Source organism: Pseudomonas sp. NPDC089530, from assembly GCF_050280705.1.
In the GTDB taxonomy this organism is placed as follows: domain Bacteria; phylum Pseudomonadota; class Gammaproteobacteria; order Pseudomonadales; family Pseudomonadaceae; genus Aquipseudomonas.
The window spans coordinates 128,594-142,695 of record NZ_JBNNVU010000005.1 but is presented as its reverse complement, the minus strand read 5'-3'; the positions used below and the strand labels follow the sequence as shown (position 1 = coordinate 142,695).

Here is a 14,102-nt window from a genome sequence, read left to right as displayed (position 1 = left end):
CATCCTGGACAACGTGCATATTCTTCAAGGAACGAAGTATGAAGCTCACTCTTTTGGGAACTGGCCTCGAGCCTTTGGTTCCGAGTCATCCTGCGACCATAGAACACCCTGTTGCGGGGGTGGTTGGGGCATGAGGATCCTGATCACCGGCGCGGCAGGTTTTATCGGCTTCCATACGGCGACCCGGCTCTGCCAGGCCGGGTATGAGGTGATCGGGGTCGACAACCTGAACGATTACTACAGTGTCGATCTCAAGCGGGCGCGCCTCGCGCAGTTGCAACGACACCACAACTTCACCTTCGAAAAACTCGACATCGCCGACCGGCAGGGCATGCGGACGCTATTCGAGGGGCAGCGGTTCGAGCGGGTGATCCACCTGGCCGCCCAGGCCGGGGTCCGCTATTCCCTGGAACGGCCCGATGCCTACGCGGACTCCAACCTGACCGGCTTCGTGAACCTGCTCGAAGGCTGCCGGCACGGCGCCGTGGGCCACCTGGTCTATGCCTCCAGCAGTTCGGTGTACGGCATGAACAGCAAGCTGCCGTTCTCCACCACGGAGACTCTCGACCAGCCCATCTCGCTCTATGCCGCGACCAAGCGCGCCAATGAACTCATGGCCCATACCTACGCCCACCTGTACGGCCTGCCGAGCACCGGGCTGCGCTTTTTCACCGTGTACGGCCCCTGGGGCCGGCCGGACATGGCGCCGTTCAAGTTCACCAAGGCGATCCTCGATGGCCAGCCGATCGACATCTACAACAACGGCGATATGTCGCGGGACTTCACCTATATCGACGATGTGGTGGAAGGCATCGTGCGCATCCAGGACTGTCCGCCCGACCCCGACGAGCGCCCGGCGAGCGGGCAGGGCGCCTCCGCGGCTCCGGCCAGGCTCTACAACATCGGCCTGGGCTCGCCGGTCCGGCTGCTGGACTTCGTCGGTTGCATCGAGGCGGCGACCGGTGTCGAGGCGATCAAGCACTACTTGCCCCTGCAGCCGGGCGATGTGCTGCAGACCTGGGCGGACGTCGGCGACTTTGCCAGGCGGGTGAACTTCCAGCCCAGTACGCCGCTGAGCGTCGGCGCCCGGCATTTCGTCGACTGGTACCGGGACTACTACCGGGTATGACCCGCCCGGCCATAGCCGAACACGGCAATGAGACCGCTCATTGCCGCATCACTAGAAAATCAATCTGTCAGTGAATCCATCATGTCGAATACCCCCTACCTGTCGGTGCTGATTCCGGCCAAGAACGAAGCGCAAAACCTCCCCGACCTGCTGCAGGAGGTTCGCCAGGCGCTGCACGGCGAATCCTTCGAAGTGATAGTGGTCGACGACGGCAGTACCGACGACAGTGCGGCAAGGCTGTTGGCGCTGAAGCAGTCCGGCTATTGGCAGCTGCGCATCCTCAGCCATGACCGTTCACTGGGCCAGAGCACGTCGATCTATCACGCCGCCCAAGCCGCCCAAGGCACCTGGCTGGCGACCCTCGACGGCGACGGGCAGAACGATCCGGCGGATATTCCCGGCATGCTCGCCATCGTCCGCGGGCCCCATTGCCCAGGCGACCTCAAATTGATCGCCGGCCATCGGGTGAACCGGCGCGACACCGCCAGCAAGCGCTGGGCCTCGCGCTTCGCCAATAAGCTGCGTGGCCACCTGCTCAAGGACCGCACCCCGGACACCGGCTGCGGCCTGAAGCTGATCGAGCGCGAGGCTTTCCTGCGCTTGCCTTACTTCGATCACATGCATCGCTTCATTCCGGCCCTGATCCAGCGCCACCGGGGCCGCATGCGGGTGCACCCGGTCAACCACAGGCCACGGGGCGCAGGCGTCTCCAAGTACGGAAACCTCGACCGCGCCCTGGTCGGCATCCTCGATCTGGTCGGCGTCTGGTGGCTGATCCGGCGCACACGTTTCGAGACCTCGCCTTGCGAACTGGGGGACTGAAATGGGCAAGGAAACCTTATGGCTGATCGTCGGCTTCACCGGGCAACTGGTGTTCACCGGCCGCTTTGCCCTGCAATGGCTGTACAGCGAATACAAGAAACGCAGCCTGATACCCGTGGGTTTCTGGTACCTGAGCCTGGTGGGCAGCGCCTTGCTGCTGGCGTACGCGATCTACCGCCAGGACCCGGTCTTCATCATCGGCCAGTCCTTTGGCTTCATCGTCTACCTGCGCAACCTGCAACTGATCGCCCGCAGCAAGGACACAAGGCATGAAGAACCCACCCTCAAGGACCAGAAGGGCTGAAACGTGCGACTGACCCATTCCCCCCGTATCGAACTGTTTTTGCTGTTGTTGCTGGCGGCGCTCATGGTGGGCGCCGGGATCGGCCTGCGCCAGCCGGGTAACGTCGACGAGGAACGGTTTCTCGGCGTCGCCCTGGAGATGCTGCAGAACGGCGACTGGCTGATCCCGCACCGCGCAGCGGAAATCTACCCCGACAAGCCACCGCTGTTCATGTGGACGATTGCCTTGTTCGCACGCCTTACCGGCTCGCCGACCCTGGCCCTGTTCCTGCCCGCGCTCATCGCCGGGGTGGTCACCACGGGTTGTCTCTACGACCTCGGCAAGCGCCTGTGGAACCGGCGCATCGGGGTGATCGCCAGCCTGCTGTTCCTGGCGACCTACCAGACCTACAGCATATTGCGGGCCGGGCAGATAGACGGCTTCCTGTGCCTGTGGATCATCCTCGGCCTGTACGGCATGGTCCGGCACCTGCTGCTGGGGCCGGCCTGGGGCTGGTTCTATGTCGCCTGCGCGGCGATGGGGCTGGGCATCATCAGCAAGGGCGTGGGCTTCCTGCCGGCGCTGATGCTGATTCCTTATGCCTATGCCGCCCGCAAGGGCTGGTCGGGCGTGGTGTCCATGCCGGGACAGTGGCGCGCCTGGCTGCTGGGCCTGGTGGTGGCCCTGGCCGCCATCGCGCTGTGGCTGCTGCCGCTGTTGCTGCAGGTGATCCTTTACGGCGACAACGCCAGTCGCGCCTACGTCAGCGAAATCCTGCTGCGCCAGACCGCGCAGCGTTATGCCAATGCCTGGCACCATCAGGAACCGTTCTGGTACTTCTTTCTCAAGGTCATTCCCAAGTACTGGCTGCCGCTGATACTGGCCTTGCCCTGGCTGGTTCCCGCCTGGCGGCGCCAGCTGGGCAAGCGCGATGGCCGGCTCCTGGTGCTGCTGGGCTGGGTCGCGCTGATCCTGCTGTTCTTCACCCTGAGCAGCGGCAAACGCAAGCTCTACATTTTTCCCGCTTTGCCGGGCCTGGCGCTGGCGATGGCGCCACTGGTGCCCTGGCTGCTGCGCCGCTGGTTCGGCCAGCGCCCCCGGGCACGCAAGGTCTTCGTTGGCCTGGCGGTGTTCTGGTTCGTCGCCTGGTTCGCCCGGGGCTTCATCGAGCCGATCAAGGAAAAAGCCAACGAGCGCCAGATGCTCATGTCCGAAGTGGCCGGCCTGACCCAGGGCGCCGAACTGATGCTGACCCATTGGCGCGAAGGCCAATGGTTGTTCGCCCTCCAGCCCATCGCCCATTTCGGCATGGATGCGCCCAACCAGACGCAGCGGGCCGCTACCTGGCTGCGAAGCCACCCGACGGCCTTCGCCCTGATTCAAGCCGGTGAACTGGCGCGATGCTTCAAGCCCGACAAGGCGAGAAAAGTCGACACCGACGCCGACGGGGAGTGGTTCCTGGTACAGGCCGCTGCCGACAACGGCCAATGCCATGACAGCCCGGCGTCCGAACCTTATCGCTTTGCGTGGCAACGGCCGCGTATTTGAAGCCGGCAGCGAGGCCTGTGCCTCGCCTGCCTCTCAACCGGAAATCGGGGCAAGGACTGCCCGTCCATAACAAGGAAGGTTCCATGAACACAGCCGTAAAGCTCCCCCAGGTCAAGCGCCGCTCCCGCCATTGGCTGCGTACTGTCTTGTGGTCCGTGGTCTTGATCGGCGCCGTGCTCTCGAGCGTTGCCGTGGTCAAGTTCCACTGGCATGACCGGCTCTACTTCTATGTCGTGAGCCAACTCGACGCCGCCCGCTGGGTCGGCAAAAGCATCTGGCTCCCGGACTACAAGGTCGTGATCGACGCCAAGCCAGTGGTGGGCATCGAGGACGATCTATCGGCCATTACCTACGACTACGACCAGGACCGGCTGCTGGCCATGACCAATGCGGCGCCGTACATGATCGTGGCGCTGAGCAAGAGCGGAGAGATCCTCGAGCGCTACCCGCTGCAGGGCTTCGACGACCCCGAGGGCCTGACCTACATGGGCGACGGATGGATGGCCGTCGCCGACGAGAACTTCCAACAGCTGGGCTTCTTCAAATTCCCCGAACGTCCGGGCACCGTCATCGATGCCAAGGACACCCAGTTCCTGGCCCTGGGCATCAACCTGAGCCAGCACAACAAGGGGTTCGAGGGCGTGACCTACGATGCCGCCAACGATCGCTTGTTCGTCACCAAGGAGCGGGACCCGCGCCAGCTGTACGAAATCTCGGGCGTGAAAAAGAGCCTGGAGGGCAAGTTGCAGATCAAGGTGCTCGATCTCACGGCCTGGGTCGACCGTAGTTTCTTCGGCAAGGACATCTCCGACCTGTATTACGACCCCAAGACCGGGCACCTGGTGATGCTCAGCCAGGAATCCGCCTTGATGGTCGAACTGAGCGACAAGGGCGAGATGGTCAGCTTCCGCACCCTGCTCGGGCGTTTCAGCGACCTGAAGGAAAGCACCTACGGGGCCGAGGGCCTGACCATGGACAACGACGGCAACCTCTATGTCGTCAGCGAACCGAACCTGTTCTACCTCTTCCGGAAGCAGTGAAAGCGCCGGGCAGGGGACCCGGCCTGAATGAAAGCCGCCGCAGGAGCATGCTCTTGCGGCGGTGTTGTGTTCAGGGGGCCGGCGACTCGCCCGCGGCCTTGTCCTGGCTGTCGTTGACCAGCACCAGGTTCTGCGGCGACGACAGGGCGATGCCCACTTCGCGCAGGCGCCCGAGGATGGTGAACAGCAGGTCGCTGCGGGTGCCGGAGACCGAGCGCGGGCTGCCCACGTAGCCGCTGACGCTGATGATCAGGCCGTTGCTGGTCAGGTCCTTGAACGACACCGAAGGCGCCGGTGTCTCGAGGATCGCTTCATGCTCGGCATAGGCTTGCAGCAACAGTTCGCGGACCTGCAGCACATCGGTCTCCAGGGGCAGGGTGAGGGGTATGCCGACCACGCCCAGGGCATTGTCCATGGTCACGTTGCGCACGTTCTGCGAGATGAACTGCGAGTTGGGCACTATCACCGTGGAGCGGTCGGACATCTGGATTTCCGTGGCTCGCACATTGATCCGCCGGATATCGCCCTCGACGCCGCCGAGGCTGACCCAGTCGCCCACCTTCACCGGCCGTTCGGTGAGCAGGATCAGCCCGGAAATGAAGTTCTGCACGATGGCCTGCAAGCCGAAGCCGATACCCACCGACAGGGCGCTGACTACCCAGGTCAGGCTGGTCAGGTTGATGCGCAGGATGGACATCACCACGATCACCAGCAGGACGAAGCCGATGTAGCCCACCAGGGTCACCAGGGAGGCGCGCATGCCGGCGTCCATGGTGGTTTCCGGCAGCAGCCGCTCGCTCAGCCAGCGCTTGAGAATGCGCACGGCGAACATGCCGCCGACCAGCAGCGCCATGGCCAGGAGCATGTCCTGGGGCACGATGTTCAGGTTGCCCAGCGAGCGGCCGCTGACATCCAGCTGGCTGAGGCCCTCGAGCAGTTCCGCCGGACTGGACCCGGAGGGGGTGAAAACCAGCAGCAGCGCCAGGCACAGCAACAGGGTCTTGCCGATCCCCGCCAGCACCGTGGCGGCCTGGGCCTGGTGCCGGGGCGACAGGCCCAGGGCCGACGCCAGCGCCAGCCCGCCGGGATGCTTGGGCGAGAGCAGGGTTTCGCACATGTCGCCGAACCAGGCGATCAGCAGGTAGGCGCTGGTGGTGATCACGCTGACCCACAGCAGCTTCACGGTGAGGAAATAGGCCAGGGTCAGGTAGCCGCTGAGCAGCGCGAGCAGGATCGCCGCGACCCAGACCGAGAGAAAGAAGGGCAGCAGCCCGGCGATGCCGCCGGGCTGTTCCAGCTCGTGGCGGCGTCGGGTGCGGCGATAACGCACCAGGGCGAGGAAAAAGATCAACGCCGTGACCAGCGCTGTCAGGCCGTTGGCGGCCACGGTCAGGGCCAGGCTGCTGGCGATCACGCTGTTGATCCGCTCTTCGCCGGCGAGGAACAGCAACGCCAGGGCCAGGATCACCGGGAACGGCCCGAGGGCCGTGGCGATCGGGTCGGGAATCGGCGGCAAGCGCCAGGACGGACGCCGTAGCATCAGCATGGCCCGGCCCAGGCCCAGTACGAAGGAGCAGAAAATCAGCAGCGTCAGCCACTGCTCGAACAGGTCGAGCACGCTGGTGCTGAGCACGGTGCTGTTGACCAGGCCCCAGCGCACCAGCGAGGCAGCGACATTGATGGTGAGGATGGTCGCCAGCCCGACGCCCAGCGCCAGGGTGCTGCGGCGCAGGCGGCCTTCGGGGAACCAGCGGATCATCGAGCCGATCAGCAGGCGTTCCAGCAGGCGCCGGCCGCCGAACCAGATCAGCGCGGCAAGGATCAGCGTGGCAATGAACAGCCCGCGATCGCCGGGGGCCAGCGCCGTTTCGAAAGCGCTGAGGATTTCCTGTTTCAGGCTGTTCAGGCGCCCCAGGTCGTCGTCGGTGGGGCGGACCAGGGTGGACCAGAAGGCCGGGCTCAAGGGGCTCGCCGAGCGGGTGCTGATCTGCGAATTGAACAGGCTGCGCCGCAGGTTGATGATTTGCGCGGCCAGGTCGCGGCCGGTCTGGCTGAGCAGGCTGGTCTGGCGTTCTTCGTCGAGCAGCCCGTCCTTCTTCGCGGTCAGGGCCTGGCGCTGCTCGCTCAGGCTCGCCGCCTCGTCGGGCTTGGTCGGCCCCAGGACCTTGAGCTGGTCGTCCAGGCGCTCGATATCGACGGCCTGCAGCGCGATCAGGGCATCGGCCTGTTTCTGTACCTGCAGCGCGGCCTGGCGCAGGTCGGCGAGCAGGTCGTCGTTGGGGTTGGCCGACACGCTCTGGCGGATCAGCGCGAGCCGGTCGTTGAGCTGCTCCAGGGTGGCGCCCTCGGCCAGCAGCGGCAGCTGGTTGCGGCCCAGCGGCTGCGGCCCGGGTGTCTGGGGCGCAGCGAAGGTTGGCAATGCGATACACAGCAGCAGGGCGAACAGCCCTATAGCCCAGCGGTTCTGTCTCACTCGCCGCATCTGTCGTTTCCTCTTTTGCGTTTTCACCCGCCCTGACGAGCATAGACCGCTGCGCGGGCACAGAAATTCCCCGTCGGCAGCGCCCGGGGAAGCCTGTGGCGCCCGGCTTCTGGCCAGGGCGCCAAAGCCTCGCCGGCTCAACCGAGCACCTCGCCGATCAGGCCGAACACGGTATTTTTCAGGGCATTGTCCAGATCGGTCCAGGCCAGGCCGGTGGTTGCCCGATAGCTCCCCAGTTCCAGGGGGCGGGCGCTGACATTGGCGGGCAGGGCGCGTCCGGCATGGGCTGGCAGCAGGCCGACGCCAAGGCCGGCGGACACCAGCGCGAGCATGGTGGTGAATTCCCCCAGTTCCGCGGCGATCTCCAACTGCGTGCCATGGCTGTCCAGCACCTGCATCAGTTGGTCGTGAAAGCCCGGCGCATAACGCCTGGCGAGAATGAACACCGGCAGCCGGGCCAGCGCCGCTGGCGCCAGGGTCGCTTGCGCGGCCAGCGGATGGTCGCTCGGCAGGGCGACCAGAAAGCTTTCCTGCAGCACCTCGCGGGTGTGGATGCCAGGGAGCACCGCCGGCAGGCGCATCAGGCCGAAATCCAGCTGGCCGTTCTTCAGCGCCGCGGCCTGGTCCGGCCCCGGCATGTCCTTGAGCTCCAGCTCGATGCGCGGAAAGCGTTCGTGCATGGCGCGGATCAGCGCCGGCAGGAACTCCGGCAGCACCGAGGAGACGAACCCCAGGCGCACGCGGCCGATTTCTCCGCGCCCCGAGGCCCTGGCCACATCCATCGCGTGGGCCGCCTGGTGCAGGGTCGCGCGGGCCTCGGGTAGGAAGATCTCGCCGACTTCCGTCAGCGCCACCGAGTGGCGGTTGCGTTCGAACAGGCGCACGCCCAGCTCATCTTCCAGCAGCTTGATCTGCATGCTCAACGCCGGCTGGACAATGGCCAGGCGCTGGGCCGCGCGGCCGAAATGTAGCTCTTGCGCCAGGGTCACGAACGAACGCAGATGTTTGATTTCCATCGGACAGCTCCGGGGCGAAAACGGCTGGATTCCATGATCACGGGAATTGATCACCAGATCAGCAATGACGATTGGACAGTCTCGGCAGCCTGCGGTGAAGTGCCGGGCAAGGCCGATACGACAACAGCGGCCATTGTGCGGAGGAAAGCATGTCATTCAATCCCGGTTGTTTCCAGCTTGAGGGAAGAAGAGCCCTGGTCACGGGCTCAGGCAAGGGCATTGGCCTGGAACTGGCCCGGGGCCTGGGGGCCGCTGGCGCCAGAGTGGTGATCAACGATCGCAATAGGGACAAGGCCCAGGCCATCGCCCGGCAATTGCGCGACGAGGGGATCGGCACGGAGATTGCGGTGTTCGACGTGACCGATCGCGCCGGGCTGTTCGACGCCATAGACACCTTCGAGACGCGGACCGGGGCCATCGACATCCTGGTGAACAATGCCGGTATCCAGCGCCGCGCGCCGTTGGAGACCTTCGCCGCCGACGATTGGCACGCCCTGATGCGGGTCAACCTGGACGGGGTGTTCCATGTGTCCCAGGCCGTGGCCCGGCACATGATTGCCCGGCGTCGCGGCAAGATCATCAATATCTGCTCGGTGCAGAGCCAACTGGCCCGGCCGAGCATCGCCCCCTACGCGGCGTCCAAGGGCGCGGTGAAGATGCTCACCCAGGGCATGTGCGCCGAATGGGCGCGCCACGGGATCCAGGCCAATGGCCTGGCCCCGGGCTATTTCGCCACCGAGATGAACCGGGCGCTGATCGACGACGAGGCGTTTTCCCAATGGCTGTGCAAGCGCACCCCCGCGGGGCGTTGGGGACGCGTCGAGGAGTTGTGCGGCGCGGCGGTATTCCTGGCCTCGGCGGCCTCCGATTTCATCAACGGTCAAACCCTGTTCGTCGACGGCGGCTTGACCAGCGTCGTCTGACCCCGCCGCCGTACCTGAAAACAACAACAATAGGTAACGCCCCATGAGCCATCTCGAAGAGCAACTGCACCCGCGCGGCGATAGCCGCCCCGCGGATCGCCACACCAGCGGCCCGGCCGCCAAGGCCGAGGGCTTCGCTTCCCGGCGCTGGCTGTACCTCATGCCGCTGATTTTCATCACCTACAGCCTCGCTTACCTGGACCGCGCCAACTACGGCTTCGCCAGCGCGGCGGGGATCGAACAGGACCTGGGCATCGGCAAGGGCACCTCCTCGCTGATCGGGGCGCTGTTCTTTCTCGGCTACTTTTTCTTCCAGGTGCCGGGCGCTATCTACGCGCAGCGCTACAGCGTGCGCAAACTGGTGTTCTACAGCCTGATCCTGTGGGGCGCCTGCGCGATGCTCACGGGCCTGGTGAGCAATATCCCGATGCTGATGCTGATCCGCGTATCCCTGGGCATCGTCGAGGCCGCCGTCATGCCGGCGATGCTGATCCTCATCAGCAACTGGTTCACCCGTCAGGAGCGTTCGCGGGCCAATACCTTCCTGCTGCTGGGCAACCCGGTCACGGTCCTGTGGATGTCGGTGGTGTCCGGCTACCTGATCCACGCCTGGGGCTGGCGCGAGATGTTTGTCATCGAGGGCGCGCCGGCGGTGTTGTGGGCGTTCGTCTGGTGGCGCCTGGTGCGCGACAGGCCCGCGCAGGTCGCCTGGTTGACCCGGGAGGAAAAGCAGCGCCTGGCCGCAACCCTGGTGGATGAGCAGAAGGGCATCCAGGCGGTGCGCAACTATCGCCAGGCCTTCGCCAGCCCGCTGGTGATCCAGCTCTGTTGCGTGCACGCCCTGTGGAGCATCGGCGTCTACGGTTTCATCATGTGGCTGCCGACCATCATCAAGCAGGCGGCCGCCGCCGACATCGTCACGGTCGGCTGGCTGAGCGCGGTGCCTTATGTCGCGGCCGTCAGCCTGATGCTCCTGGTGGCCTGGGCCTCGGACAAATACCAACAGCGCAAGCAGTTCGTCTGGCCGCTGCTGACCGTGGGCGCACTGGCGTTCTTCTGTTCGTACCTGCTCGGCTCCTCGCACTTCTGGCTGTCGTTCGCCTTGCTGAGCCTGGCCGGGGCGACGCTCTACGCCCCTTACGGGCCGTTCTTCGCGCTGATTCCGGAACTGCTGCCGGCCAACGTCTTCGGCGGCGCCATCGGCCTGATCAACGCCTGTGGCGCACTGGGCGCCTTTGCCGGCTCCTGGGTCGTGGGCTATCTGATCGGCCTCACCGGCAATCCCGGTGCGGCCTATGTGTTCATGACCCTGGGCGTGTTGTCTGCGGCGCTGCTCATGGCGTTGGTCAAGGTCAGGCGCTGAGCTACGCGACAGGTCTGGACGATGGCGAAGCTATTCTGGAGGACCGGCTATTAACCGTTCGTGGCGTCGCTCATAAGCTGGGTTGGTGGATCGGCGGCCGGTTGTTCACGGCCGCACCCACCTTCCGACCCCGCAAGAGAAGCCTACGAAGATGAAAAAATTGCACAGGAAAATCGCCCTGGTCACGGGCTCGTCCAAGGGCATTGGCGCGGCCATCGCCAAGCAACTGGCCAAGGACGGCGCGATTGTGATCGTCAACTACACCCGCAGCCGCGAAGAAGCCGAGCGGGTAGTCGAAGAAGTCCTGCTGGCCGGCGGGCGGGCCCATGCGATTCAGGCCGACATCGCCAATGCCCTGGAGGTCAAGGCGCTGTTCAAGGCCATCGTGCATGAACATGGACACCTGGACATCCTGGTCAATAACGCCGGGGTCTATGCCACCGGCCCCCTGGCCGACATCGACGAGCAGGAGTACCACCGCCAGTTCAACCTCAACGTGCTGGGGCTGATCCAGTGCACCCGCGAAGCGGTCGCGGTGTTTAACCCCGCCGGCGGCAGCATCGTCAACATCAGCTCCAGCGTCACCTCGTTCACTCCGGCCAACTCCACGGTCTATACCGCCTCCAAAGGCGCGGTGGACGCCATCACCAAGACCCTGGCCAACGAACTGGGGCCGAAGAACATCCGGGTCAACTCGGTCAACCCGGGGCTGGTGGTCACCGAAGGGGTGCATGCCAGTGGTTTCTTCGAAGACGCCTTTCGTCAGAAGATCGAATCCATCACTCCGTTGGGACGTATCGGCAAGCCCGAGGATATTGCGCCTGCCGTGGCCTTCCTGGCGTCCGCTGATGCAGGCTGGATCACTGGCGAGATCCTGGTGATCGGCGGCGGTCTGCACTAAGCCTCGGCGGCGGCAGGTCGCGCGCGCTGGTACTGGCGCGGGGAATGAGCCATGACCCGTTTGAAGGCGGTGCTGAAGGCGCTCTCCGATTCGTAGCCCAGGGAAAAGGCAATGGTCGCCACCGAGTCGCTGGAGTTCCTCAGGCGATCGCCGGCCAGCAGCATGCGCCATTGGGTCAGGTATTCCATCGGCGCGGCGCCGACGATCTGCTTGAAGCGCAGGGCAAAGGCCGACCGGGACATGGCCGCCAGGCGTGCCAGTTTCTCCACCGTCCAGCGCTGTGCCGGCTCGGCGTGCATGGCGCTCAGGGCCGCACCGAGGTTGCGGTCCGCGAGGCCGAAAAACCAGCCAATGCCATCGTCCAGGCCGTTGCGGTCCAGGGCGGCGAGGTGAGCGCGCAGGACCTCCACCAGCATGATGTGCGCCAGATGCTCGTTCATCAGCGAGCGGCCGGGCCGCTGTTGTTGCAGCTCCGCGGTGAAGCGCTCCAGCGCCCAGCGCAGGATCGACGCCTGGGGCGAGCTGGCTTGCACATGGACCAGCGAGGGCAGGGTGCTGAGGAGGAACTGGGTGGGTACGCCGCTGAAGTCGAAACGCCCGCCGACCAGCTGCACCTCATCGCCGCCGTAGCTGAGGGCGATTTCGTCTGCGGCCAGGGTCAGGAAGTGGTCCGCGGAGTCGATGGCGGGCACCGACAGGTCGCTGAACAGCGCAAAGGGCTCGCCGCGAGTCATGAGGAAACAGTCGCCTTGCTGCAGGTATTGCGGGGCCGGCTCGCCCTTGACCCAGACCCAGCAACTGCCCTTGACCACGGCCGTGAACTTGATGCCAGGCCGGCTGGGAAATTCGAAGGCCCAGTCGCCGCCCAGCTGCAACGTTGCCGAATGGTAGTTACGGATTCTCAGCAGCGAAAGGACGCCGGAAAGCGGATCCATGGGGCACCTTTTGGACGATTGATAAAGTCATCCGCAATTTAGCATAGAGAAAGTCCTTTTTTCATTTGTACAAGTCAGATTCAAATACGAGGTAGCAAGCATGAAGATCGACCTGGACCAGACTTACGGGCCGCTGATCGACGGCATTTTTGAAACCGACGGAGCCCACCGTTCGTTCGCCGCCGTGGACCCGGCCACCGGGCAACGCCTGGCGTCAATCCGCTATTGCGACGAGGCCGATGTGGACCGCGCCGTGGCGGCCGCACAGAAGGCCGGACCGGCTTGGCGGGCCTTGGGGCAGCAGGCGCGGGCGCGGCTGATCGAGCAATTGGCCGATGCCATCGAATTGCACAGCGAGCGCCTGGCGCGCATCGATGCCCATGACGTGGGGCGCTGCATCAGCGAAGTGCGCAAGGACTACCAGACCGCGGTGCGGCATTACCGCTACTTCGCTGCGGTGATCATGGCCCACGAGGATTCTGCTCGCGCAATCGACGGCGGCTACGCCATTGCCCGCCGCGAACCCCTGGGCGTCTGCGGCCAGATCATTCCCTGGAACGCCCCGGCCATCATGGCCGCGTTCAAACTGGCGCCGGCGCTGGTGGCGGGCAATACCGTGGTCCTGAAACCGGACGAAAACGCTTCGTTGTCGACCTTGGAACTGGGCAAGCTGATCAACGCGATCTTTCCCGCGGGCGTGGTGAACATGGTCACAGGCCTGGGCGAGGTGGCGGGCGCCGCCTTGAGCCAGCATCCGGCGGTTCGCAAGCTGTCCTTCACCGGCAGCACCGAGGTCGGCCGGATCGTCGCCGGGGTCGCGGCCCAGCGCCTGGTGCCGGCGACCTTGGAGCTGGGCGGCAAGAGCGCCAACATCGTGTTCCCGGACGTCGACGATCTCGACGCGGTGGTGGACAACGCCACCTTCGCCGCCATCCATAACAATGGTCAGTCGTGCCTGGCCGGGACCCGGCTGTTCGTGCACGCCGACATCGCCGAGGTGTTCAAACGGAAGCTGATCGCTTCGTTCCAGCGGGTGCGGGTCGGTTCGCCCCTGGATGAAAACGCCCGCGTCAGTTGCCTGGTCAATGCTCGTCAGGGCCAGAAGGTGCTGGACTACATCAACCTCGGCATCGCCGAAGGCGCCGAGTTGCTGGCGGGCGGCGGGCGGGCCGACGTCGCGGGGTGCGAACACGGCTTCTTCATCGAGCCGACCCTGCTGCTGGCCGACAACGGCATGCGCATCTGTCAGGAGGAAATCTTCGGCCCGGTGCTGTCGCTGATCGTCTGGGACGACTACGAGACCCTGATCGCCCAGGCCAACGACACCCAGTACGGGCTGGCCGCCGGTATCTACACCAGCAACCTGCGTCACGCCATGGAAACCGCGAGCCGCCTGGAGGCCGGCTCGGTGTGGATCAATCGCTACTCCAACATCACCGACGGCACGGCCTTCGGCGGCTACAAGAACAGCGGAATCGGCCGCGAGTTCTGCCGCGAAACGCTCAATGCCTACACTCAGGTCAAGACCATCACCGTCCAGGCCCAGGTGCCGGACAGCTGGTTCGCGCCGCTCTGAACCATGTGCAGAGGCCGCTTGCCCCTTGAGGGACAAGCGGCTTTTTGGTGTGCGGTGCAAACCTGGGGAGTGCGGGAAAGCGCC

General features: G+C 65.0%; 12 protein-coding genes. 9 read left to right on the top strand and 3 right to left on the bottom strand.

What is annotated here, in order from left to right; all coding sequences use genetic code 11:
* The first annotated feature begins 130 nt into the window (after nucleotides 1-130).
* From ACQKQA_RS03635 to ACQKQA_RS03615, 5 genes are all read left to right on the top strand, one after another.
* Entirely contained in the window at nucleotides 131-1,129 is a 999-nt protein-coding gene (locus tag ACQKQA_RS03635) for an NAD-dependent epimerase (protein ID WP_427553630.1), read from the top strand.
* Nucleotides 1,130-1,210: 81 nt separating this feature from the next.
* Entirely contained in the window at nucleotides 1,211-1,951 is a 741-nt protein-coding gene (locus ACQKQA_RS03630) for a glycosyltransferase family 2 protein (RefSeq protein ID WP_427553628.1), read from the top strand.
* Nucleotide 1,952: 1 nt separating this feature from the next.
* Nucleotides 1,953-2,255, top strand: a complete 303-nt coding sequence (locus ACQKQA_RS03625; protein WP_427553626.1) for a lipid-A-disaccharide synthase N-terminal domain-containing protein — start codon at nucleotides 1,953-1,955, stop codon at nucleotides 2,253-2,255.
* Nucleotides 2,256-2,318: 63 nt separating this feature from the next.
* Nucleotides 2,319-3,782, top strand: coding sequence for an ArnT family glycosyltransferase (locus ACQKQA_RS03620; protein WP_427553663.1), 1,464 nt, complete (start codon nucleotides 2,319-2,321; stop codon nucleotides 3,780-3,782).
* 83 nt (nucleotides 3,783-3,865) lie between these two features.
* Complete coding sequence (locus ACQKQA_RS03615) at nucleotides 3,866-4,822, top strand: SdiA-regulated domain-containing protein (RefSeq protein ID WP_427553624.1); 957 nt, start codon at nucleotides 3,866-3,868, stop codon at nucleotides 4,820-4,822.
* Between the two features lie 70 nt (nucleotides 4,823-4,892).
* On the opposite strand, the gene ACQKQA_RS03610 is transcribed toward ACQKQA_RS03615, so the two are convergent.
* Nucleotides 4,893-7,304: a DUF3772 domain-containing protein gene (locus ACQKQA_RS03610; RefSeq protein ID WP_427553622.1), complete on the bottom strand. Its 2,412-nt coding sequence runs from the start codon at nucleotides 7,302-7,304 to the stop codon at nucleotides 4,893-4,895.
* Between the two features lie 137 nt (nucleotides 7,305-7,441).
* Nucleotides 7,442-8,320, bottom strand: coding sequence for a LysR family transcriptional regulator (locus tag ACQKQA_RS03605; RefSeq protein WP_427553620.1), 879 nt, complete (start codon nucleotides 8,318-8,320; stop codon nucleotides 7,442-7,444).
* A 149-nt stretch (nucleotides 8,321-8,469) separates the two neighbouring features.
* Here ACQKQA_RS03605 and ACQKQA_RS03600 point away from each other — a divergent pair, with 149 nt between their 5' ends.
* The 3 genes from ACQKQA_RS03600 to ACQKQA_RS03590 all read left to right on the top strand — a co-directional run bounded on the left by ACQKQA_RS03600 (nucleotide 8,470) and on the right by ACQKQA_RS03590 (nucleotide 11,507).
* On the top strand, nucleotides 8,470-9,243 hold the full coding sequence (locus tag ACQKQA_RS03600; protein ID WP_427553618.1) for an SDR family NAD(P)-dependent oxidoreductase: 774 nt from the start codon (nucleotides 8,470-8,472) through the stop codon (nucleotides 9,241-9,243).
* A 43-nt stretch (nucleotides 9,244-9,286) separates the two neighbouring features.
* Entirely contained in the window at nucleotides 9,287-10,606 is a 1,320-nt protein-coding gene (locus tag ACQKQA_RS03595) for an MFS transporter (RefSeq protein ID WP_427553616.1), read from the top strand.
* Nucleotides 10,607-10,757: 151 nt separating this feature from the next.
* Complete coding sequence (locus ACQKQA_RS03590) at nucleotides 10,758-11,507, top strand: SDR family NAD(P)-dependent oxidoreductase (RefSeq protein ID WP_427553614.1); 750 nt, start codon at nucleotides 10,758-10,760, stop codon at nucleotides 11,505-11,507.
* Here the strand turns inward: ACQKQA_RS03590 and ACQKQA_RS03585 are convergent.
* Nucleotides 11,504-12,442: an AraC family transcriptional regulator gene (locus ACQKQA_RS03585; protein WP_427553612.1), complete on the bottom strand. Its 939-nt coding sequence runs from the start codon at nucleotides 12,440-12,442 to the stop codon at nucleotides 11,504-11,506. The genes ACQKQA_RS03590 and ACQKQA_RS03585 overlap by 4 nt on opposite strands.
* Before the next feature lie 100 nt (nucleotides 12,443-12,542).
* Here ACQKQA_RS03585 and ACQKQA_RS03580 point away from each other — a divergent pair, with 100 nt between their 5' ends.
* Nucleotides 12,543-14,018 carry an aldehyde dehydrogenase family protein gene (locus ACQKQA_RS03580; protein ID WP_427553610.1) on the top strand — a complete coding sequence of 492 codons (1,476 nt, stop codon included), beginning with the start codon at nucleotides 12,543-12,545 and terminating at the stop codon, nucleotides 14,016-14,018.
* The last annotated feature ends 84 nt before the right edge of the window (nucleotides 14,019-14,102 follow it).